Genomic DNA, 22,725 nt, shown 5'->3' with positions numbered 1-22,725 from the left:
TCGGGTCCGCGGCTCAGGTGGTGGCGTGCTGCTGGATGCGCAGCAGGCGATCGGGAAAATAGCACAGCGGCCCCGGAGGTTCGCGATGCAGGTCGATCGGCTGGCCGAAGCCCTCGGCCAGCAGCTCCACCAGCATCATCGCCGAGAGCCCCCAGATCACCTGGCCGTCGACGTGGTAGTTGGGCACATACCAGGGGCGGCCGTCCACCGGTATGACGTCGGTATGGTGGCGGCGATCCTCCAGGAACAGCGCCAGCGGCACCTCGAAGATGATGTCCAGCTCGGTGGGATCGGCGACCAGTGGCAGGTCGGGCGGAATAAGCCCCACGAAGGGAGTGACTCTCAGGCCATGCAGCGAGACCACCTCCGATAACCGGCCGAGCAGTTCCACGCGCTGGGGGGGCAGGGCGATCTCCTCCTCGGATTCGCGCAGGGCGGTGGTCAGCAGGTCGGGATCGTGGGCTTCGCGCTTGCCACCGGGAAAGGCCACCTGGCCGCTGTGGGTATTGAGGTGGGCGGCACGGCGGGTAAACAGCAGGGTCGGCTCGGGGCGGTCGACGATGGGCATCAGCACCGCCGCCTCGGCCAGACGCAGTGTCAGGCGGCTCGGGCGGTGTGCTTGCAGGCGTTCACGAAGTTTCTCTAACATGGAGTTTCCGTCGGGTTTGCTATCTTCTACCCGGCCGACTTCCGCGGCGTCAAGTCCGCCCGCCTGCCTGGGAGCCCCATGAACTTCTGCAGCCACTGTGGCCATACTGTGCGTTTCGCGATCCCCCGAGGGGATGATCGCCCCCGCTACCTGTGCGACGAGTGCGGCACCATCCACTACCAGAACCCGCGGATCGTCGCCGGCACGCTGCCGGTGAGTGGCAGCCGGGTTCTGCTGTGTCGCCGCGCCATCGCCCCGCGCAAGGGCTACTGGACCCTGCCGGCAGGCTACATGGAGAATGCCGAGACTACCGTCGAGGCGGCCGCCCGGGAGACCCTCGAGGAGGCCTGCGCCGAGGTGACGGTGCATGGCCTCTACACCCTGATCAACCTGCCGCATATCAACCAGGTTTACATGATGTTCCTGGCCGACCTGGTCGGTGGCTTCGATGCCGGCCCCGAGAGCCTCGAGGTGGCGCTCTTCGAGGAGCATGAGATCCCCTGGGACGAGCTCGCCTTCCCGACCATCGAGCGTACCCTTCGGCACTTCTATCGCGACCGTGTCGAGGGTGACTATCCGCTGCATATCAGCGACATCACCGCCGAGGATCGCGAGCGCTACTTTGGTTCCGCCTGACTGGGGTTCCGCGTGAATACGCCCGGCTCGGCCCGACGAAGCCGGGCCTCAGCAGTGGACTCGAGGGGTGTGGATCACGCCCCACTCAGTCGAACGTCTCCAGCCGCCAGGCGTCGAAGGCGGGCTCCTCGTAGGGATGGGCGAGGCGCAACGCCGCGATTGCCGCGCGGATCAGCGCATCCTCGCAGACCAGCTCCACCTTGAGCTCCTCCACCCGCTCCAGGTCGCCGACCCGGCCGATATGCGGGTCGGCGTCCTCCAGGGGGCGAAACTGGCCCGTGCCCCGGGTCTGGAAACAGCACGCCTCGTAGTCACCGATGCGCCCGGCGCCGGTGGCGAATACCGCCTCCTTGACCGCCTCGGCGTCCTCCACGGGGACGAAGAAGGCCAGCTTGTACATGATCGCTCTCCTCGACTGTCTGTCATCCACTCCCTTGTGCCATACCCCGGGCCGTCTCGTCAGCCTCTCGCCTGGCGTCGAAAAAAAATTCTGCGACAGGGGTGAACTTCTTGTTCAATACATGTACAAATAAGTTGACCTGTACAGCTATGCGGCAGTCGCCGCCGGGTCGTTCCCCTGACCACACCAGGCCCCTTGCCGGGGCCACCGTGAACGAGGTGAGACCATGATCCACAAGAAGATGAAGACCGTTGGCTGGATGACCTCCGCTGCCGCCGGCGTGCTGCTTTCTGCCGCCGCCCAGGCCGACCATCACGGAATGAAGAAGGATATCGTCGATACCGCCGTGGAGGCCGGTCAGTTCGAGACTCTGGTGGCCGCGGTCCAGGCCGCCGACCTGGTCGAGACCCTCAAGGGCGAGGGGCCCTACACCGTCTTCGCACCCACCGACGAGGCCTTTGCCGCCCTGCCCGAGGGCACGGTGGAGTCGCTGCTGGAGGAGGAGAATCGCGATCAGCTCCAGGCGATCCTCACCTACCACGTGGTGTCTGGCAAGATCATGGCCGAGGACGCCATGGCCGCCGACAGCGCTACCACCGTCCAGGGTCAGGACCTGACCATTACCACCATGGATGGCAGTGTGATGATCGACGACGCCACCGTCATCCAGGCCGATATCGAGACCAGCAACGGTGTCATCCACGTGATCGACAGTGTGCTGATGCCTGAGTGAGTCCCAGCGGTAGACCGCTGATCTGCTAGTCCATGCTCTGTCCCTGCTTGCCGCCCCGCCCCGGGCGGCTTTTTTGTGCCGGGTGCCCCCTTGACGGCCGTCTCTGCGGCGGCAAGCCTGGTGCTTCTGGTCACAGTGGGAGGAAACGCATGGAGTCGAGTCTGCAGAGCTGCCTGGCCGCAGCCGGGCTGACGCCGAGAGGTGGGCTCGAGCCCCTCTCGGGTGGCGATATCGCCGCGGTCTATCGCCTGGCCACCGACCGTGGCGAGGTGGTGGTCAAGCGTGACGCCGCCGAGCGCCTGGCGGGTGAGGCCGATGGGCTGCGTGCCCTGGCGGCGGCAGGCTCGGGGCTGGTGGTGCCCGAGGTGCTGGCCGAAGGCGATGGCTGGCTGGTGATGGAGGCGCTTGAGGTGTCATCCGGCCGCCGTGATCCGGTGGCCCTGGGCGAGGGATTGCGACGGTTGCATGAGGCTACCGGCGAGTCCCATGGCTGGCCTTGTGACAACGCCTGCGGGCGGACTCCCCAGCCCAATGCGCCGCTCTCCGATGGCCGTGCCTTCCAGCGCGAGCGTCGGCTGCTGCCGCTGGCCGAGGCGTGCCATGCGAAAGGTCTACTCGATCATCGATTGCGCGCCCGGGTGGAGGCCATCGCCCAAGGCCTGGAGACATGGCTGCCTGACGCCCCGGCGAGCCTGGTGCATGGGGACCTTTGGTCGGGCAACGTGCTCTTCACGCCGTCGGGGCCCGCGCTGATCGACCCGGCGGTCTATCGCCACTATCCGGAGGTGGACCTGGCGATGCTGACCCTGTTCGGTGCGCCGGGCGAGGCCTTCCTCGAGGCCTACTGGGATGGCGAGCCGCCTGTGGAGTGGCCGCGACGCGAGACGCTGTTCCAGCTCTACCCGCTGCTCAACCACCTGCTGCTGTTCGGCGGCGGCTACCGTGGAGCCGTGGAACGTGCGGTATCGCGGCTGGAGGCCGGCATATCGTGAATGTTACTGCAGCGAGCGACGCAGGCGTGACAGGGCAATCACGAAGAAGCCGGCACCGATGGCGGCCAGGGCCAGCAGTTGGGGCCAGATAACCGCGACCCCGGCGCCGCGGAACAGCACCGCCTGGGCCAGTTGGATGAAGTGGGTGGTGGGGGCAGCGAGCATGATCTGCTGCACCAGCTCGGGCATGCTCTCGCGGGGTGTCATGCCACCTGAGAGGATCTGCAGTGGGATAAGCACCAGGATGATCAGCAGGCCCAGCTGAGGCATCGATCGGGCCAGGGTGCCGAACAGGATGCCCATGGAGGTGGTGGCGAAAAGGTGCAGAGCGGCGCCGAGCAGGAACAGTTCCAACGAACCTCGCACCGGCACCTCCAGCCAGCCCTGGACTACCAGGCGCAGGGCCAGCGCCGAGGCGACCAGCACTACAGCGGCCATGGACCATACCTTGGCCAGCATGATCTCCAGTGGTGTGATCGGCATCACCAGCAGGTGCTCGATGGTGCCGTGCTCGCGTTCGCGGATCAGCGCAGCCCCGGTGAGGATGATCGACAGCATGGTGATCTGGTCGATCACCGAGTTGATCGCACCGAACCAGGCACGATCCAGGTTGGGGTTGTAGGCGGTGCGTATCACCGCCTCCACCGGCATGACCGGTTCGGCGCGGTGGCGGGCCAGGAACTCGGCCACCTCGGCGTTCATGATCTGCTGTATATGGCCGGCGCCGGTAAAGGCCTGGGAGATCTGGGTGGCGTCGACGTTGAGCTGGATTTCGGCACCGCGCCCACCTAGCAGGTCGCGCTGGAAGTCGGGGGGAATGTCCAGGGTGAAGGTAAAGCGACCACTATCCATGCCAGTGTCCATCTGTTCCCGGGTAATTGATTCGGGGGGTAGGAAGTAGGGCATTTGCAGGGCGTCGATCAGCCGCCAGGAGAGGGCCGAGGCGTCTTCGTTCACCACCCCGACGGTGGCGCGATGCGGCGACTCGGGGACGGCCGTGGCGCTGGTATGGATACTCAGGCTGAAGGCATAGAGGATCAGCAGTACCATCGCCGGGTCCCCGGCCAGGCTGCGCAGCTCCTTGATCCCCAGCTGCAGGATATTGCCCAGTGATGGCATCTTATTTCTCCTGGTCGCGTAGGCCGGCCACGCTGGCCAGCGACAGTAGGGGAATCGCCACCAGCAGCGGCACGAAGTAGGGCCACAGCTCGGTGAAGCCCAGGCCCTTGGAGAATACTCCCCGCGTGATGATCAGGAAGTGCGTGGTGGGGTAGGCCTGGCCGACCAGGGCACTGATGCCCTCCATGGCCGAGACCGGGTGGAGCATCCCCGAGAATTGCACCGCTGGGATCAGGGTGAGAACCGCGGTGCCGAAGATGGCAGCTATCTGGCTGCGCAGCAGCGATGAGATCAGCAACCCCAGGCCGGTGGCACACAGCAGATAGAGGAGGGCGGCCAGGCCAAGGGTTGCAAGGCTGCCGCTGATGGGGACCTTGAAGACCCATACCGAAAGTGCCACCAGGGTGACGAAGTTGACCATGCCCATGGCCACGTAGGGCAGCTGCTTGCCGAGCAGGAACTCGGTACGGGTGACCGGCGTGACATAGAAATTGGTGATCGATCCCATCTCCTTCTCGCGCACCACGCCGAGCGCGGTGAGCATGGCCGGAATCATCATCAGCAGCAGTGGAATTACCGCCGGCACCATGGCGGGCAGGCTCTCCACTTCTGGGTTGTAGCGATAGCGAAGGACGATCTCCACGCCCGGGGTTGCCATGGGTGCCCCCGACTCGCGAGCCAGGGTCTGCAGGTAGTGGGCGTGCAGGCCCAGGGCGTAGCCCTTGATGGTATCGGCTCGGGTGGGCATGGCACCGTCGATCCAGAAGGCAATCTCGGGAACCGCGCCGCGCTTGAGGTCACGACCGAAGCCGGGTGGGATCTCCACCGCCAGGCTGATATCGCCACTGCGCATTCGTGCCTCCATCTCGGCCTGGCTGGTCAATGCCGGGCGTTCGGTGAAGTAGCGCGAACCGGACAGGTTGAGGGCATAGGCCTGGCTGGTGGTGGTTTGGTCGTGGTCGAGGACCGCATAGTCGAGGTTCTCGACATCCAGGCTGATGCCGTAGCCGATGATGAACATCAGCAGTACGCTGCCGAACAGGGCCAGGATGCCGCGCAGTGGGTCGCGGCGCAGCTCCATGCTCTCCCGCCGGGCGTAGCTCATAAGACGCTTGAGACTGAAGGCCGGCGGATCGCGCTGGGGAGCGTTCGACCCGGTTGCACGGGGCGTGGCCTGCAGGTCGGCGGGAGGCTCGTCGGAGGCCTCCTCGAGCCAGGCGATAAAGGCCTCCTCGAGGGTGTCGGTGCCGCGTTCTTTGCGCAGCGCCTCGGGAGTGTCACAGGCCAGTACACGTCCCGCGTGCATCAGTGAGATCCGATCGCAGCGTTGGGCCTCGTTCATGAAGTGGGTGGAGATGAAGATGGTCACGCCCTCTTCCCGCGAGAGCCTGACCAGTTCCCGCCAGAAGGCATCCCGGGCCACTGGATCGACCCCGGAGGTGGGTTCGTCGAGGATCAGGATCTCGGGGCGGTGCAGCACGGCCACGGCCAGGGAGAGCCGCTGCCGAATGCCCAGCGGCAGCCCGCCCGACAGGCTGTCGGCAACCACTGTCAATGCGAAGCGCTCGAGCATCTCCTCGATACGCGCCTCGTGTTCGGCCTGGGGCAGATGGAAGAGCCGCGCGTGCAGGGCGAGGTTCTGGCGCACACTGAGCTCGCCATACAGGGAAAATGCCTGGGACATGTAGCCCACCCGGCGTCGGATCGCCAGATCCCGGGGATCGACCCGCTGGCCGAACAGCTCGGCCTCGCCTTCGCTTGCCGGCAGCAGGCCGGTGAGCATCTTCATGGTGGTGCTCTTGCCGCAGCCGTTGGAGCCCAGGAAACCAAAGATCTCACCACGCTCGATGCGGAAGTCCACGCTGTCAACGGCGGTGAAGTGGCCGAAGCGCTTGGTCAGCCCGCGGGCCGCGATGGCGATGCTGTCACAGGCGGTGCGTTGCGGGATGCTGATGGGGTGATGCTGGCGGCGCCTCGCCTCGGGCAGCAAGCCGATGAAGGCGTTCTCCAGATCGTGCGTCCCGGTGCGTTCCAGTAATTCTGCAGGCGACCCGCTGGCCAGGGGCCGGCCGGCATCCATGGCGACCAGGTGATCGAAGTGCTGGGCCTCATCCATATAGGCGGTGGCAACGATCACGCTCATTTCCGGGCGCGCTCTGCGGATGCTTGCGATCAGCGCCCAGAACTGACTGCGTGATAGCGGGTCGACGCCGGTGGTGGGTTCGTCGAGAATCAACAGGTCTGGGTCGTGGATCAGCGCACAGCACAGCCCCAGCTTCTGTTTCATGCCGCCGGAGAGCTTGGCCGCCGGTCGCTCAGTAAAGGAAGCCAGCCCCGTGGCGCGGGTCAGTGTCGCGATACGCCGATCCCGTTCGGCGCCATCCTGACCGAATAGCCTGCCGAAGAACTCGAGATTTTCGCGTACCGATAGGGTGGGGTAGAGGTTCCGACCCAGTCCCTGGGGCATATAGGCGATGCGCGGGCAGGTCAGGCGCCGGTGGTGGGCATCGCGCATATCACCGCCCAGTACCACGATTTGACCCTGCTGCAGGCGTCGAGCCCCGGCGAGCAGCGCCAGCAGGCTGGACTTGCCCACCCCGTCGGGGCCGATCAGGCCGACCATCTGGCCGGCCGGAAGGTCCAGACTGATATTGTCCAGGGCGAGGATTTCGCCGTAGCGCTGGGTTACCCCCGCGATGCTGGCGACCTGAGCTGCCTGCTGCGGACTCATGGCGTGACTCGGATCTCGAGGGTGTCGGGCCAGTTGGCTGCGTCGTCGAGCTTCAGGTAGGCCAGGCCCGGCAGCCCGGTCTTGACCTGTTCGATATGACGGCGCAGCAGTTCGGGATCGATCCTGGCGCGCACGCGGAACATCAGCTTCTCTCGCTCGCTCTCGGTCTCCACGCTCTTGGGGGTGAACTGGGCGACGCTGGCCACGTAGCTGACACGCGCGGGGATCACGTATTCCGGCGCGGCGTCCAGCACCAGGCGGACCTCGTCGCCGATGGCCACCCGGCCCGCTTCGCGGGTGGGCAGGAAGAAGGTCATGTAGACGTTGGTGAGATCGACCAGGTTGAGCACCTTGCCCCCGGCCCCCAGTACCTCGCCGGGCTCGGTGATCCGGTACTGCACGCGGGCCAGGCGGTCTGCCGTCAGCACGCTGTCATCCAGGTCGGCCTGGATACGCGTCAGGGTCGCCTCACTGGCCTCGACCTGGGACTGGGCTTCTATGACCTGTGACTCGGTGGCGCGGATGGCGGCACGGGCGGAGAGTACCTGGGCATTCGCCGAGGCCAGGCCCGCCTGCTGGCTCTGCCAGGCGGCCAGGGTGTCGTCGAACTGCTGTCGCGAGATGGCATTACGCTCCACCAGGCTGGTGGCGCGCTCGTAGCGCTTGCGCGCTGCTTCGAGCTCGGCCTGGCGCTGGCTGACCACCGCCTGGGCGGCGCTCAGCTCGCTCTCGCGGAGTGCCACCATGGCCCGGGCCGTTTCCAGGGCATTCTCGGCGCGGCGCCGCTGGGCCTGGGCCTGGGCGAGTTCGGCCTCCAGGGTTGCGGTATCCATGCGGGCAACTGCTTGGCCGGTCTCGACGATCTCGCCTTCGTCGACCAGTACCTCAGCAAGGCGGCCGGGAAGCCGCGTGGCAACATCGATCTCGGTGGCTTCAATTCGGCCATTTCCCGATGTCAGGCCCGGATGCTCGGTTTCCGGCTGCAGCGCCCACCAGGCTACCCCTGCCAGCAAGGCAAGCGCTGCCATGACAAGGACCGCCTTCAGCAAGCGCCTGGTAACGCGTTTGTCCATGCCGATTCTCCCCATTCCTGGAACTCCCTTGATGATGCACGTTATCCGCCGGAGGTGCCGTGAGCTATATCAAGGAACTGTGGCATCCTGATGATCTACTGGTCCTCCAGAACCTCTATCGCCCAGCCTGTCAGAACTTCGGCGAGCTCATCGCTTGCCACACCGAAGGCCATCACCGCCGCCTCGGGCGTGGCGTCGCTGGCCTCGGCCATGGTCTCGAAGCGGCGGCTGGCCAGCAGCTTGCGACTGGATTCGTCGATCAGCTGGGCGTCCAGGCGCACCACGGCCCGGCGAGCATCACCGTCGAGGCGCAGGTGAAAGGCCGCGAGATGGCCGCCCAGGACCGCGTCGCTGCGTGCGCTGCTGGTATCGTCGATCACGCCGCCCAGGCGCCCGGCGTGGCGAAAGGCCTCGAGCAATCGCTCCTGCAGCAGTCGCGGGGCGTCGTCCCGCCAGCGCACCCCGGCCCAGGCCTCGAACTCATTGGCACGCGGCATCACCAGCAGCCGGTTGCCGCCGTGAGGCGCGCTGGCAGTAAGCGAATCGATGCGCAGGGTAGCGGTCGTGGTCGGGCCCAAGGCATCGATATCGGTACCCCCGGGCAGGGCGAACAGCCGCTGGGGCTCGCGCTCGGGCAGGATCGTGCAGCCGGCCGCAAGCACCAGCAGCAGGGCCAGCAGGGTGGGGGCAAGGTGGCGTGGGCTCATGGGCTGGACTCTCATGGCGTGTATGTTCAAGGGGCGTACTTTCAAGGGGTGTACTTTCAAGGTTCGTACTGGGGCAGCGGGTCGCGGCCCAGCAGGGTGTCGGCGGGGCTATCCTCGAGGCGCCGCACCAGGCGGTTGAGGGCGCGCAGCGCGGCGTGCAGTTCCCGCATGGCAGGATCGAGCTCGCCGATGCCCTGCAGTCCGCGGGCGATCTCCTGTTCGTGGTCGGCGGTCAGGCGGGCCAGCCGGCCGGCACCCTCTTCCAGGGAGGCCATGGCGCGTTCGGCGTGGCTCAGGGTGCGCCGGCCCTCCGCGTCGAGCAGCCGGTCGGCACGCTCGCCAAACCGGGCGTAGGTCTCAAGCGTCGCCTCGGCCTGGATCAGGGTGGCTTCGACGCGCTCGCCGAGGGCCGCCAGGTCGAGCTCGTCGCCGGAGAGGCGGGCGGTGGCCTGCTCCAGGTTGGCCAGGCTCCGTGACAGGTGCGCGACGTTGTCGTCGGAGAGCAGCTCACTGGCGCCATCGAGCAGGCGATTGAAGCGGATCATCAGCTGTTCGCTGTTGCTGAGCAGCGAGCTCAGCGGTGAGGGGCGGGCCCGGATCACCGGGGGATTCTCGCGATTGCCCACCAGGCGCTCGCTCTCCGGGGTGCCGCCATAGAGCTGGATGTTCATGCTGCCGGTGATATTGGCGAGTGCCAGGCTGGCGCGGGTATCGGCCTTGATCGGCACGCTGGCATCGATACGGATCAGCGCGCGCACCCGGCGTGGATCCTTGGGGTCGAGGTGCAGTTCGGCCACGTTACCCACCTCGATGCCGCTGTACTGCACGGCGTTGCCCTCGGCCAGGCCGCTGACCGCCCGGTCGAAGACTACCTCGTACCAGGTGTCATTGCGGTCGAGACTCGACTTGCCCATCCATAACGCGAACAGCAGGGCGCCACCCAGGGCGAGCACGGTGAACAGGCCGATCAGCACGTGGTGGGCGCGGGGCTCCATGGTCAACTCTCCTTGGCGGTGCGAGCGGCGCCTTCGGCCGCGCGGCCACGTGGGCCGTGAAAGTAGTCGCGAATCCAGTCGTCATCGGTGGCCGCCACGCTCTCGAGGCGGTCGGCCACCAGCACGTGCCCGCGGGCCAGCACCGCTACCCGGTCGCAGGCCGTGTAGAGGGTATCCAGATCGTGGGTGACCAGGAACACGCTCAGCCCCAGGGCGTCACGCAGGGTCAGCAGCAGCTGGTCGAAGGCGGCCGCCCCGATCGGGTCCAGGCCCGCGGTGGGCTCATCCAGGAACAGGACCTCGGGGTCCAGCGCCAGGGCGCGGGCCAGTGCGGCGCGCTTGATCATGCCGCCGGAGAGCTCGGCCGGGTACTGGGTGGCGGCCTGGCCCGGCAGTCCGGCCAGGGCCAGCTTGAGCCGGGCCAGCGCCTCGGCCTCGGGCCGGGGCAGGCCGGCATGCTCGATCAGCGGCAGGGCGACGTTCTCGGCCAGGGTCAGCGAGGTGAACAGTGCCCCGCGCTGGAAGAGCACGCCGAAGCGCTGCTCGAGGTGCGAGCGCTCTGCGGCGGGCAGGCGCTGCAGGTCCTGGCCGAACACCTCGATGCTGCCGGCGCTGGGGCGTAGCAGGCCGACGATGCTGCGCAAGAGTACCGACTTGCCGGTGCCGGAGCCGCCCACCACGCCGAGGATCTCGCCGGGGTAGAGGTCCAGGTCCAGCCCCTGGTGCACGACATGGCGGCCGAAGCGGTTCTCCAGGTCGCGCACGCGAATCAGTGGTTGCGGCGTCTCGCTCACCAGCCCATCTCCATGCAGAACAGCGCGGCCACCGCATCGAGCAGGATCACCATGAAGATCGACTGCACCACGCTCGAGGTGGTGTGTTCGCCCACCGACTGGGCGCTACCGCTGACCTTGAAGCCCTCCAGGCAGCCGATCACCGCGACCACGAAGGCGAACAACGGGGCCTTGCCGATGCCCACCAGGAAGTGCTGCACGGCGATGTCGCGTTCGAGGATGGCCAGGAACTGGGCCGCCGAGATGTCCAGGGCCACCAGGCAGACCATGGCGCCGCCGAGGATGCCACTGAGCATTCCCACGAAGGTGAGGATCGGCAGGCTGATGCAGAGTGCCACCACCCGCGGCAGCACCAGCAGTTCCACCGGGTCGAGGCCCAGGGTGCGCAGGGCGTCGAGTTCCTCGTTGGCCTTCATGGCGCCGAGCTGGGCGGTGAAGGCGCTGGCGGTACGCCCGGCCAGCAGGATGGCGGCCAGGATCACACCGAACTCGCGCAGGAAGGCGTAGGCCACCAGGTGGACCGTGTAGAGGGTGGCGCCGAAGTCGCGCAGCACCGTGGCGCCGAGAAACGCCACCACCGCCCCCACCAGGAAGGTGAGCAGGGCGACGATGGGCAGGGCATCCAGGCCGGTCTGGTGAACCTGGGAGACCACCGAGGTGAGGCGCCAGCGCCTGGGCCGCCAGAGGCTGGTGGCCAGGGTGGCGAGTACCTGGCCGATAAAGCCGAGCAGTTGCGTCTGCTGGCGGCCGATGCCTTCCATGCGGCGTCCGATATCGGCCAGCGGGCCACGCAGGGGATGGGGGCGTGGCGCGGCCGGAGTCTCGCAGCGGGTGAGTGCCTCGCCCACCGCCCGCAGCAGGGCTCGGCGTTCGGCGGGAAGTCCCGGGGCCCGCTCATCGATTCCTGCCAGATACTCGGCACCGGTGAGCTCGGCAAGCAGTGCGGCGCCAGCGGTATCGATGGCGGCGATCTCGTCAAGCGACTCGGGAGCGCCGGCCCCCGCACGGCGCGCCGCATCGATGCGGTGGCGCAGGTTGGTGTGGTGCTCGAGGGTCCAGTCGCCACGCGGGTGCGGGGTGCCCGCCTCGAGGAGAAGCTCTCCGGGTTGCGATGCCACCTCAGGGCTCCTCGGCGGCGAGGAAGCGACGCAGCGGCTCGACCTGGCTGTCGCGATCGAGGAAGGGGGCATGGCCGCAGCCGGCCGCCTCCAGGGTGATGAGCCCGGGCTGCGTCTCGGCCATGCGCGCCACCGTGGTGGCGGCAAGCAGGGGCGAGTCGGCGCCGCGGATCACCATCGCCGGGCAACGCAGGGCGTGCCAGTCGGCCCACAGGTCCCGCGGGGTATCGTGGGCAAACTGCGCGGTGATGTCAGGGTCGTAGTGGAAGCTCCAGCGCCCGTCGGGCAGGCGGCGTGCGCTCTCCAGCGCCAGGCGACGCCAGGTGTCGTCATCGGCGATGCCGAAGCCGGCATAGTGATGGCGCAGCTCCACCGCGAGGTCCTGGAAGGTCGAAAACTCATGGGGGCGCGAGAAATAGTCGCCGAGCTCCTCCAGGCCGGCCGGCTCGAGTTCGGGCCCGATATCGTTGAGCACCAGGCGCTCGATGCGCGAGGCGGTGGCCGGCTCGGCCGCCAGGCGCAGGCCCAGCAGGCCGCCCATGGAGGTGCCCAGCCAGGCCGCTCGCTCGAGAGCGAAGTGGTCGAGCATGACGCGGGCGATCTCGGCGTAGCGGGCGTAGGTGTAGTCGCGTTCGGGCCGAGGCGACCAGGTGGAGAGGCCGCGTCCCGGGGTGTCCGGTGCCAGCACCCGCCACCCGGGGCCGAGGCGGTGGGCGAGGGCCGCGAAGTCACCACCGTGACGGGCCAGGCCGTGCCAGGCCACCAGTGTGCGGGAGGCGCCGGGGTGCCAGACCCTCACGGCCACGTCGAGATCGTCTACGCTGATCCATTCAAGGTGCTGCATGCTGCGCCTCCGCCGCCTGGGAGTCCACGATATGCCATATTTATCCTCGATGATAAGGTGGAATCGATCCACGAACATGCGACAATGTATGTATATCAACCTTCCATCGATCGAGGATGAGCCGATGACGTCACCCTGCCCGTCGCGTTGTGCCCGCCCTGCACGAGTGCTGCGCCGCGCCCTGCTGCCGATGATGGTGGCTTCCGCCCTGGCGGCACCTGCCCAGGCGGCGGACCTGCTGACCATCGCCCAGGACGCCCTGCAGAACAACGCCGAGCTGGCCTCGGCGCGCTCCCAGACCAGCGGCGTCGAGGCCGGGCGCGACGTGGAGCGGGCCGACCTGCTGCCCCAGGTCAGTGTCACCGGTAACCTGGCCCACAGCCGAGAGTACGAGAGTCAGGCCAGATCTGGCTCTGGCCCAGATCTCAGCGGGTTCAGTGATGAACTGCAAGCGTTTGCTGCCGCACAATCGAGCGGTTCTCAACCGCAAGATGACAATATCAACAGTGTTGGACTTGAGCTTCGTGCTACTCAGGCTCTATTCAATGCCATCGATAGTCGCCAGGTGGAGCGCAGTGAGCGCCAGATTGATGAGCAACTTTATCTCCTGGCCGCCACCGAGCAGGGCGTGCTGATCGAGGTGGCCAGCGCCTACTTCGAGATCCTGCGTGCCCATGAGGTGTTGGAGGCGCGCCGCGCCCAGGAGCGCGCCATCAATCGCCAGCTCGAGCAGGCCCGTGAGCAGTTCGAGGTGGGCCTGATCGCCATCACCGAAGTGGAGGAGGCCAAGGCGGCCTTCGACCAGGCCAGGGCGGTCCGCATCGCCGCCGAGAGCGACCTGCAGGTGCGCTTCGAGGCCCTGGAGCGGCTTACCGGCCAGCGCTACGACAGCATCGATGCCCTGGGCGAGGAGCTTGCCATCGCCCCACCTACACCGACCGATCGCGGTGCCTGGGTGGAGCTGGCCATGCAGAACAACCCCCAGGTACTGGCCAGCCAGGCCGGCATCGAGGTGTCGCGCAGTGCGGTGGAGATCGCCCGCGCCGGGCGCCTCCCGCAGGTCAACGCCTTCGCCAACTACAACTATTCGGATAGCGATACCGATGGTCTAACTGGTTACGACTCGGATAGCCGGATTGGCTTGGAAGCGACTTTGCCGCTCTATACCGGTGGACGCACCAGTGCCTCGGTGCGTCAGAACACCTATCTGCTGGAGTCCTCCCAGTATGACTTCGAGGCTCAGCGGCGCAGCACCATCCAGGACGTACGCTCCAGCTATACCCGGGTGACCAACGACGTCTCCACGGTGGAGGCGCGCGCCCAGGCGGTGGTCTCCAACCAGAGCGCCCTGGATGCTACCCGCGCCGGCTACGAGGTGGGCACCCGCAATATCGTCGATGTGCTCAACGCCGAGCAGAGCCTCTACGATGCCATCGCCGACCTGGCCAGCGCCCGCTACGACTACGTGATCAACCTGCTGACGCTGCGTCAGCAGGCCGGCACCCTCGACGAGGAGGCCCTGGCCGAGGTCAACGCCTGGCTCGATGGCGGCAGCGTTGATTTTCAGCTACCGGACGAGGGGGGGGGCGACCCGGTGATGGATATCGGCGAGCGCCCCACGCCCTAGCGGCAGGTATCGCGGGCATTGGCCGTCTGGGCTTTGCTTAGGCGGCTAATGTTTACATCCATACAAGAATGAATGTAAGATTCGTTCCACCTTGACGTCATAACGGGAACCCCACGCACATGAAGACTGCATTCCGATTCGGCCGGGCGGGCCTCCTCGTCCTGGTCGCCGGCCTGTTCCTGGCCGCCTGTGGTCAGGACGAGGCTCCTGCGCAGGCCCAGCAGGGCGGGCAGGAGAAGCCGCCGCACCCGGTGGAGGTGGCCGAGCTGTCCCGCCAGGATGTTGCCCTGGAGCGCTCCTATCCCTCGCTGCTGCGCAGCGACGACGAGGTCACCCTGGTGGCGCGCGTCACCGGCACCCTGGAGCAGCGACACTTCGAACCCGGCGAGATGGTGGAGGAGGGGCAGGTGCTCTACTCCATCGAGCCGGACGTCTACCAGGCGGTGGTCAATCAGCGTGAGGCCGACCTGCAGAGCGCTCGCGCCGAACTGGAGCGTGCTCAGCGCGATGCCACCCGCTTCGAGCGCCTGCTCAGCCAGAACTCGGTGAGCCGACAGCAGTATGACCAGGCACGTTCCGAACTCGGCGTGGCGCGCGCAGCGGTGGCCCAGGCCGAGGCGGCCCTGGCCAGCGCGCGCATTGATCTCGACTACGCCGAGGTCACCGCGCCGGTGTCGGGAATGATCAGCCTCTCCCGGGTCAACGTGGGCAATCTGGTGAGCAACGGCACCCAGCTTGCCACCATCACGCCGCTGGACCCGCTGGAGGTGCGCTTCCAGCTGCCCCAACGCGATGCCTTCGAGCTGCGCCGCCAGCTGGCGGGCAGCGGAGATATCGCCGAGATCAGAGCGGTTCTGCAGGTGCCTGGCCTGGATGGCAACGCCGGCGAGCGCCTCGAGGGGCGCCTGGACTTCCTCGGCTCCCGTGTGGAGGAGGGCACCAGTACCGTTCAGGCCAGTGCCACCTTCACCAACCCCGAGGGGCGTGTGCTTCCCGGGCAGTTCGTGCGTGTCGGGCTCGAGGGACTCAAGCGCTTCGAGGTGCTGGCGGTGCCCGAGATCGCCGTCGGCCAGGGCCTGATGGGGCCCCAGGTATTCGTGCTCGACGAGGACAATGTGGCCCGTGCCCGTCCGGTCGGCCTGGGCGAGGTGGCCGGACCCTGGCAGATCCTGCGCGACGGCGTCGAGGAGGGCGAGCGCGTGGTGGTCGGTGACCTGGCTGGCATCGAGCCGGGGGTGACCATCGACCCGCAGCCCTTCGATGGCGAGGCCGGCGAGATCGTCGAGGAGGTCGAGGAGCAGGAACGCCAGGCCGAGCAGCAGGAAGTGGAAGCGGCGGCCGAGGCCGAGTCGGGGGCACCCGCGGAGGGCGCTGAGGACAACGCCTCATGAGCTTCTCCAACTTCTTCATCAAGCGGCCGATCTTCGCCACGGTACTGGCGATCATCCTGACAGTGGTCGGGGTGGCCAGCATGCGCGTGCTGCCCATCGAGCAGTATCCCAGCGTGGTGCCCCCCACCGTCTCGGTGACCGCCCAGTTCCCCGGTGCCGACGCCGAGACGGTGGCCCAGACGGTGGCCGCCCCCCTGGCCGAGGCCATCAATGGCGTCGAGGACATGCTCTACATGACCTCGACCAGTGCCGACAACGGCATGATGAGCCTCAGCGTGGCCTTCGATATCGGCACCGATGGCGATATCAACACCATCAACGTCAATAACCGGGTGCAGGGGGCGCTGTCGCAGCTGCCCGAGCAGGTGCAGTCCCAGGGCGTGACCGTGGAACTGCGCTCCAGCTCGATCCTGATGCTGGTCGCGCTGATCTCGCCGGAAGGCGACTACGACAACGTCTTCATGCAGAACTATGCCACCCTCAACATCCTCGACGAGCTGCGCCAGGTTCCCGGCGTAGGTGAGGCCGAGGTGCTAGGGGGCGGCGAGTTCGCCATGCGCATCTGGATGGATCCCGACAAGCTGGCCCAGTACGACCTCACACCCACCGAAGTGGCGGCGGCGATACGCTCCCAGAACACCGAAGTGCCGGCGGGCAGCCTGGCCAGTACGCCCCAGAGCGAGCCACGCGCCTTCACCTACACCATCACCGCCGGTGGTCGTCTCAACAACGTCGACGACTTCCGCGAGATCTTCCTGCGCACCAACCCCGACGGCTCGTCGCTGCGTCTGCAGGACGTGGCGCGCATCGAGCTGGGCGCGTCATTCTACGGGGTGGGTGCCAAGCTCAACGGCGCCACCATGACGCCGATCATTATCAACCAGCAGCCCGGCGCCAACGCCCTGGAGACCGCCCAGACGGTCCACAACACCATGGCCGAGCTGGAGGAGCGCTTCCCGCCGGGACTCGAGTACGTGGTGCCCTACGACACCACCCTGTTCATCGGCGCCTCCGTCGACACCGTGACCAAGGTATTCATCGAGGCGTTCCTGATCGTCGGTGTGATCCTGTTTATCTTCCTGCAGAACTGGCGCTTCACGGTGATCGCCATGTCGGTGGTGCCGGTCTCGGTGCTGGCCACCTTCGCCGGCTTCTACATGTTCGGCTTCTCGATCAACCTGCTGACGCTGTTCGCCCTGGTGCTTTCCATCGGCATCGTGGTGGACGACGCCATCCTGGTGGTGGAAAACGTCGAGCGGGTGCTCAGCGAGGACGAGGAGATCACGGTCACTCAGGCCACCATCCGTGCCATGAAGGAGGTCGGTGGCCCAGTCATCGCTACCTCGCTGATCATGGCGGCGGTATTCGTGCCGGTGGCCTTCCTGGGCGGTTTCACCGGACAGATCTACCAGCAGTTCGCTCTGACCGTGGCGATCTCGGTGGCCTTCTCGGCGCTGATGGCGCTGACCTTCACCCCGGCCCTGTCGGCCGTGTTCATCAAGCACAAGCCGCAGCTGGGTGAGTCGAAACTGATGCGCGCCGTGAACACCCCGCTGCGTCTGTTCGATAGCCTGTTTGCCGGAATCACCGCCGGCTACATGTGGGTGGTCAAGGTACTGGTGCGCTTCTGGGGCCTGGCGCTGCTGCTTACCGGCCTGGTGATCGGCGGTTCCTGGTGGCTGTACCAGACCACCCCTTCGACGCTGGTGCCGGAGACCGACCAGGGCGTGGTGCTCGCCAGCATACAGTTGCCCGATTCTGCCTCGCTGGACCGGACTCGTGCCTACATGGACGAACTGAGCTCCCGAATCGAGGAGATCGAGGGGGTCGAGTACAGCTCCGCCGTGGCGGGCTATGACATCCTCTCCAGTGCGGTCAACTCCGCCCGCGGTGTCATGTTCATCAACATGCTGCCCTGGGAGGAGCGCGAGCTGACCGCCGATGAGCTGGTGGGCAGGATCATGCAGCTGGGCGCACAGGTCCCCGGCGGCTCGGCCATGGCATTCAACGTGCCACCGATCATGGGGCTCTCCACCACCGGCGGTTTCACCGGCTACCTGCAGTCCTTCGAGGGTGCCACTCCCCAGGAGCTCTTCCAGGCCTCGCTGAAGGTGATGCAGGCGGCGGGTGAGAATCCTGTACTGCAGCGCGTCTTTACCACCTTCAATGTCAACGTGCCGGGTTACCGCGCCGAGATCGACCAGCAGAAGGCGTTGAGCTATGGCGTGTCGCTGCAGCAGCTCAACTCCACTCTGTCCAATACCTTCGGCAACGGTTTCGTCAACTATTTCAGCTACCAGAACCGCAACTTCCAGGTCTACCTGCAGAACGAGGACGAGTTCCGCAAGACGCCGGATGACATGGGCAAGGTCTATGTGCGCGGAGGCAATGGCGAGCGCATTCCGCTTTCGGAGTTCGTGACCCTGGAGCGCCAGGCCAAGCCGGCGGTGGTGTCACGCTTCGGTGTCTATCTGGGGGCCCAGTTCCAGGGCGGCCCGGCACCGGGCTACAGCTCCGGCGAGGCGATTGCCGCCATGGAGGAGATCGTCGCGGAGGAGCTCGGCAACAACTGGGGCATGGGCTGGACCGGCACCGCCTATCAGGAGAGTCAGATGGGCAGCACCGCCAGTCTGGCGATCATTTTCGGCCTGCTGATGGTGTTCCTGATCCTCGCCGCCCAGTACGAGAGCTGGTCGCTGCCGCTGGCGGTACTGACCGCCACGCCCTTCGCCTTCCTGGGTGGCATCGGTGGCATCGTGCTGCGCGGGTTGGATACCAGCGTCTATGTGGAGATCGGCATGCTGGTGGTAGTGGGCCTGGCGGCCAAGAACGCCATCCTGATCGTCGAGTTCGCCGAGCTGCAGCGCAAGGAGCTGGGCAAGACGATCCGCGAGGCGGCCATCAGTGCGGCGGAGCTGCGCTTCCGGCCCATCGTGATGACCTCGCTGGCCTTTATCTTCGGTACCCTGCCACTGGCCCTGGCCAGCGGGGCGAGTGACGTCAGCAGCCACCATATCGGTACCACGGTGGCGGTGGGCATGGGCTCGGTGGCCGTGCTGGGCAGCTTCTTCATTCCCAGCTTCTACGCCATGATCGCCTCGATCTCCGCCTGGCTGGGACGCAAGCTGCGCGGCAAGGAGGGGCAACACCAGGCCCCGGCATCCGAACAGGGCTAATCCTGTCCGCGGTCGGGTCACCATGACAGGGGGCGCCTCACAGGAGGCGCCCCCTGTTGCCATGGGCCCTTGTACGACGGGCCATGACGCAGGTCATGGAGGACTCGCCACGGGGCGCAGCGGATCGGCTATAGTGAGGAGCAGGAGTTGATTCGTTGGCTAAGCATTACCGCGAGGAGGTAGTCATGCAGTTCGTCATGGAGATTGCGCTGAGTTTTCCGGTGGTGGTGTTCAGCGTGCTGCTGCCGCTGGCACTGCTCTACTGGGTACTGGTGGCGCTGCACCTGGCGCCGCTGGAGCTCTTCGAGCACGACAGCCTGAAGGGGGACTATCTCTCAAGCTCGCTGGTCGCCCTGGGCTTCGCCGGCGTGCCGGCCTCGTTTTCGCTCTCGGTACTGCTGCTGCTGGCGGCGGCCATCACCCTGGCGGTGGAGCTGCTCGGCCTGCGCTGGCTGGAGCTGGGCCTGTTCCGGGTGCCACTGGGGGTGGTGGTGCTGTGGGGCGCCTTCGCCATCGCCTCACCGCTTGCCGCGGCACTCTGCGGTTCGATGCGTCGCTGGTTTCATCGCCACCTGCTCGGCCACCAGCGCTGCCTGCTCGGTGAGCATGTCGAGGTACTGGCCGAACCGGATGGCGATGGGTGGACCCGCGCCGCCTTGCTCGATGACCCGCAGCATGAGGTGCGTCTGCACGGCAAGGAGGGCAGCATGCCACGCGTCGGTGAACACCGGGTGCTGGTCAAGTATGTGGCGGAGGAGGGGGCCTATCGCAGCGTCGACGCCAGGGAGTTTCGTGAGGCGCGCTCACACCTCCACCGCCTGCGCCTTGGTGGAGGCCGCTCGGCCACCGTTTGATGGGTCTGAGTGGTTAGGCGCGACGCATCAGGGCGAGCTGGGTATCCACCAGCTCGCGGCCCTTGGCCACCAGCGAGAAGCGCTCGTGGTTGCGCAGCCAGTCGTGGAAGAGGCCGCCGAGCATCGCCTGCATCAGCTCGGCGGCGATGACCGGCGAGAGGTCGTCGCGCAGATGGCCCAGGCGGGCGGCGCAGGTGAAGTAGTCGGCCAGCGCACCGCAGGACTCGTCGGCCATCTCGTTCTGCATGGCCAGCGGGTCGATGTCGCCGAACACCTCGCAGTGGTGGATCAGGATGGCGTGGACCCGCCGATACTGGGGCTGTTCCAGACGCTCGAAGCCCTTGAGGATGGCCAGCCGAATGGCCTCGAGGGGGCGCTCCACCAGGCTTGGATCACCAATCTCCGCAACCAGCTCCTGGAAGGGCATGCGCACCCGGCCGAGCATCGCCTGGAAGAGGTCGGCCTTGTTGCGGAAGTGCCAGTAGACAGCACCGCGTGTCATGCCGGCGTGGCGGGCGATCTGTTCCAGGGAGGTACGGGCGACCCCCTTCTCGAGGAATACCTCCTCGGCGGCGTCGAGCAGTGCCTCGCGGGTGGCAGCGGCCTCGGCCTTGGTGCGTCGGGCCATGGAACGAGCCTCATGCGGGGAAAGATGCCAGTATTCTACCCGATCCCTTCGGGTATTTACATACAAGCATGTATGCCTGGCACCCTTGTCGACGTCATGGTTCGCGAGAGCCCTCGCCATCGCCGCTCGCGGGGCGTATAAGGATTCGGTGAACGTCAGCTCAAGGAGCGCCCGATGGCCAGAGCCCCCTTCGATCTCGCCGGCATCAGGATTGCCGCCGGTTCCCGGACCCAGATCGACGTGCCCGCCGCACGCCTGTATACCCATGCACCGCTCTCGATTCCGGTGGAGGTGGTGCATGGCCGCCAGGCAGGGCCCACGCTGCTGGTATGCGGCGGCATCCACGGTGATGAGATCAACGGCGTGGAGATCGTGCGCCGTCTGTTGCGTTCGAAGCAGCTCCAGGGACTGCGCGGGACACTGATAGCCGCCCCCATCGTCAATGTCTTCGGTTTCGTGCAGCACAGTCGCTACCTGCCCGACCGGCGCGATCTCAACCGCTGCTTCCCGGGCAGCGAGTCGGGCTCCCTGGGCGGGCGCATGGCGGCGCTGTTCCGCGAGGCGATCGTCGATCAGGCCACGCATATCATCGACCTGCACACCGGGGCGATCCACCGCACCAACCTGCCCCAGATCCGAGCCCAGTTGGTGGCGGGTGGCGAGACCGAACTCATGGCCAATGCCTTCGGTGCACCGGTGATCCTCAACGCCGAGCTGCGCGAGGGCAGCCTGCGTCACTACGCCCAGAATCGTGGCATCCCGGTGCTGACCTACGAGGCCGGTGAGGCGTTGCGCTTCGACGAATGGGCGATCACTCCCGGGGTGCGTGGGGTGATCAGGGTGATGCGCCGCCTGGGGATGCTGGCCGGCGAGCGGCGTCGCCGCGATCCGCCGGCCGCCGAGGTGGCCAATGGCTCGAGCTGGGCGCGGGCGCCCATCGACGGCATCCTGCGCCCCAAGGTGCGCCTGGGCGCCCGGGTGGCCAAGGGCGATGTGCTGGGCCGGGTGGCGGATCCCTTCGGTAACGCGGAAGGGGAGGTGCATGCCATGGCCGATGGCATCGTCATCGGCATGAGCCGCTTGCCGCTGGCCAACGAAGGCGAGGCGTTGTTCCATATCGCCCGCTTCGATGCCATCGAGGAGGCGGAGAGCGCCATCGAGGACTTCCACTCCAGCCTGGAGCCGCCGCCCGACCCCCTGTACTGAGTGGCCTCAGGCCACGGCGGCGGCCTCGCGTTCGGCGACCAGGCCCAGGGCGTCGTCGAATACCGCCAGGCTCGCGCCCTCACGATGGGCGTTCTCGGAGAGGTGACGGCGGAACTTGCGTCCGCCCGGCTGGCCCTGGAAGAGGCCCAGCAGGTGGCGGGTGAGGTGGTTGAGCTTGGCGCCCTCTTCGAGTCGTCGGGCGATATAGGGGCGCAGGGCACGGGCCGCTGCATGGCGGCTCACTGCCGGCCCCGGCTCGCCGTAGAGCGCTTCATCGACTCCAGCCAGCAGCCAGGGATTCTGGTAGGCCTCGCGGCCGACCATCACGCTGTCGACGTATTCGAGCTGTTCGCGGCAGGCATCGAGTGTCTTCAGTCCGCCGTTGATGCCGATATGCAGCTCGGGGCGGCTCGCCTTGAGTCGATGCACCCGGGAGTAGTTGAGCGGCGGCACATCGCGGTTCTCCTTGGGGGAGAGTCCCTCCAGCCACGCCTTGCGCGCATGCACGATGAAGGTGTCGCAGCCGGCGTCGGCGACGATGTCGATGAAGCGCGAAAGATCCTTGTCCTCGTCCTGGTCGTCGATGCCGATGCGACACTTGACCGTGACCGGGATCGATACCGCCTCGCGCATGGCGCGCACGGCGCTGGCGACCTTCTCCGGGTGGCCCATCAGGCAGGCACCGATCAGGTTGTTCTGCACCCGATCGCTGGGACAGCCGACGTTGAGGTTGACCTCGTCATAGCCCCACGCCTCGGCGATGGCAGCGCACTCGGCCAGCTCGCCGGCATCGCTGCCGCCCAGCTGCAGGGCGATGGGGTGCTCCACCTCATCAAAGCCCAGGAAGCGCTCGCGAGGACTACCGTGCAGGATGGCCCCGGTGGTCACCATCTCGGTATAGAGCAGGGCGTGGCGCGTCAGGGTCCGGGCGAAGGCGCGGTAGTCGCGGGTCGTCCAATCCATCATGGGCGCCACGGAGAAGGTACGGTCGAGCTGGGGCATCGGCATCACGGGTGTCGGTCGAGAAGGCGCATAGTTTATCAGTCCCCCGC

General features: G+C 66.8%; 20 protein-coding genes. 8 read left to right on the top strand and 12 right to left on the bottom strand.

The genetic code is table 11. The annotated features are described in order from the left end of the window. Positions 1-13 precede the first annotated feature (13 nt). Positions 14-649, bottom strand: coding sequence for a CoA pyrophosphatase (locus tag GRB96_RS13005; RefSeq protein WP_161432536.1), 636 nt, complete (start codon positions 647-649; stop codon positions 14-16). A 78-nt stretch (positions 650-727) separates the two neighbouring features. On the opposite strand from GRB96_RS13005, the gene GRB96_RS13000 reads away from it, so the two are divergent. Continuing rightward, positions 728-1,285 (top strand): NUDIX hydrolase, encoded by a 558-nt coding sequence (locus tag GRB96_RS13000; protein WP_161432535.1) that lies wholly within the window; start codon positions 728-730, stop codon positions 1,283-1,285. Between the two features lie 85 nt (positions 1,286-1,370). On the opposite strand, the gene GRB96_RS12995 is transcribed toward GRB96_RS13000, so the two are convergent. Continuing rightward, positions 1,371-1,685 (bottom strand): YqfO family protein, encoded by a 315-nt coding sequence (locus GRB96_RS12995; RefSeq protein ID WP_161432534.1) that lies wholly within the window; start codon positions 1,683-1,685, stop codon positions 1,371-1,373. 226 nt (positions 1,686-1,911) lie between these two features. Here GRB96_RS12995 and GRB96_RS12990 point away from each other — a divergent pair, with 226 nt between their 5' ends. Next, complete coding sequence (locus GRB96_RS12990; protein WP_161432533.1) at positions 1,912-2,418, top strand: fasciclin domain-containing protein; 507 nt, start codon at positions 1,912-1,914, stop codon at positions 2,416-2,418. A gap of 149 nt (positions 2,419-2,567) precedes the next feature. Then, positions 2,568-3,410 carry a fructosamine kinase family protein gene (locus GRB96_RS12985; protein ID WP_161432532.1) on the top strand — a complete coding sequence of 281 codons (843 nt, stop codon included), beginning with the start codon at positions 2,568-2,570 and terminating at the stop codon, positions 3,408-3,410. 3 nt (positions 3,411-3,413) lie between these two features. On the opposite strand, the gene GRB96_RS12980 is transcribed toward GRB96_RS12985, so the two are convergent. The 8 genes from GRB96_RS12980 to GRB96_RS12945 all read right to left on the bottom strand — a co-directional run bounded on the left by GRB96_RS12980 (position 3,414) and on the right by GRB96_RS12945 (position 12,791). Beyond that, positions 3,414-4,529: an ABC transporter permease gene (locus tag GRB96_RS12980; protein ID WP_161432531.1), complete on the bottom strand. Its 1,116-nt coding sequence runs from the start codon at positions 4,527-4,529 to the stop codon at positions 3,414-3,416. Between the two features lies 1 nt (position 4,530). Next, entirely contained in the window at positions 4,531-7,260 is a 2,730-nt protein-coding gene (gene rbbA, locus GRB96_RS12975) for a ribosome-associated ATPase/putative transporter RbbA (RefSeq protein ID WP_161432530.1), read from the bottom strand. Continuing rightward, entirely contained in the window at positions 7,257-8,288 is a 1,032-nt protein-coding gene (locus GRB96_RS12970) for an HlyD family secretion protein (protein WP_240894166.1), read from the bottom strand. Before GRB96_RS12970 ends, rbbA begins: the two co-directional genes overlap by 4 nt. Positions 8,289-8,428: 140 nt before the next feature. Beyond that, positions 8,429-9,040: an ABC-type transport auxiliary lipoprotein family protein gene (locus GRB96_RS12965; protein ID WP_161432528.1), complete on the bottom strand. Its 612-nt coding sequence runs from the start codon at positions 9,038-9,040 to the stop codon at positions 8,429-8,431. Between the two features lie 56 nt (positions 9,041-9,096). Continuing rightward, on the bottom strand, positions 9,097-10,035 hold the full coding sequence (locus tag GRB96_RS12960; RefSeq protein ID WP_161432527.1) for an MlaD family protein: 939 nt from the start codon (positions 10,033-10,035) through the stop codon (positions 9,097-9,099). Positions 10,036-10,037: 2 nt separating this feature from the next. After that, on the bottom strand, positions 10,038-10,829 hold the full coding sequence (locus tag GRB96_RS12955) for an ABC transporter ATP-binding protein (RefSeq protein WP_338074039.1): 792 nt from the start codon (positions 10,827-10,829) through the stop codon (positions 10,038-10,040). Continuing rightward, on the bottom strand, positions 10,826-11,947 hold the full coding sequence (locus GRB96_RS12950) for an MlaE family ABC transporter permease (protein ID WP_338074038.1): 1,122 nt from the start codon (positions 11,945-11,947) through the stop codon (positions 10,826-10,828). Before GRB96_RS12950 ends, GRB96_RS12955 begins: the two co-directional genes overlap by 4 nt. Position 11,948: 1 nt before the next feature. Then, complete coding sequence (locus GRB96_RS12945) at positions 11,949-12,791, bottom strand: alpha/beta fold hydrolase (protein ID WP_161432525.1); 843 nt, start codon at positions 12,789-12,791, stop codon at positions 11,949-11,951. A gap of 124 nt (positions 12,792-12,915) precedes the next feature. Here GRB96_RS12945 and GRB96_RS12940 point away from each other — a divergent pair, with 124 nt between their 5' ends. The 4 genes from GRB96_RS12940 (at position 12,916) to GRB96_RS12925 (ending at position 19,839) form a co-directional block, all read left to right on the top strand. Then, entirely contained in the window at positions 12,916-14,418 is a 1,503-nt protein-coding gene (locus tag GRB96_RS12940; RefSeq protein ID WP_161432524.1) for a TolC family outer membrane protein, read from the top strand. Positions 14,419-14,537: 119 nt separating this feature from the next. Further along, on the top strand, positions 14,538-15,809 hold the full coding sequence (locus GRB96_RS12935) for an efflux RND transporter periplasmic adaptor subunit (protein WP_161432523.1): 1,272 nt from the start codon (positions 14,538-14,540) through the stop codon (positions 15,807-15,809). Further along, complete coding sequence (locus GRB96_RS12930) at positions 15,806-18,985, top strand: efflux RND transporter permease subunit (RefSeq protein ID WP_161432522.1); 3,180 nt, start codon at positions 15,806-15,808, stop codon at positions 18,983-18,985. The genes GRB96_RS12935 and GRB96_RS12930 overlap by 4 nt, the downstream gene beginning before the upstream one ends. Positions 18,986-19,140: 155 nt before the next feature. Further along, on the top strand, positions 19,141-19,839 hold the full coding sequence (locus GRB96_RS12925) for a hypothetical protein (protein ID WP_338074037.1): 699 nt from the start codon (positions 19,141-19,143) through the stop codon (positions 19,837-19,839). A 13-nt stretch (positions 19,840-19,852) separates the two neighbouring features. Here GRB96_RS12925 and GRB96_RS12920 read toward each other — a convergent pair whose 3' ends face one another. Further along, complete coding sequence (locus tag GRB96_RS12920) at positions 19,853-20,467, bottom strand: TetR family transcriptional regulator (protein WP_161432521.1); 615 nt, start codon at positions 20,465-20,467, stop codon at positions 19,853-19,855. 174 nt (positions 20,468-20,641) lie between these two features. Between GRB96_RS12920 and GRB96_RS12915 the strand changes: the two genes are divergently transcribed. Further along, on the top strand, positions 20,642-21,673 hold the full coding sequence (locus tag GRB96_RS12915) for a succinylglutamate desuccinylase/aspartoacylase family protein (RefSeq protein WP_161432520.1): 1,032 nt from the start codon (positions 20,642-20,644) through the stop codon (positions 21,671-21,673). A 6-nt stretch (positions 21,674-21,679) separates the two neighbouring features. Here the strand turns inward: GRB96_RS12915 and dusA are convergent, their stop codons facing one another. Next, entirely contained in the window at positions 21,680-22,675 is a 996-nt protein-coding gene (gene dusA / locus GRB96_RS12910) for a tRNA dihydrouridine(20/20a) synthase DusA (protein ID WP_161433120.1), read from the bottom strand. Positions 22,676-22,725 lie beyond the last annotated feature (50 nt).

The sequence above is a fragment of the Halomonas alimentaria genome, assembly GCF_009902005.1.
Lineage (GTDB): Bacteria > Pseudomonadota > Gammaproteobacteria > Pseudomonadales > Halomonadaceae > Halomonas > Halomonas alimentaria.
This window is presented reverse-complemented; position numbering and strand designations above follow the sequence as displayed.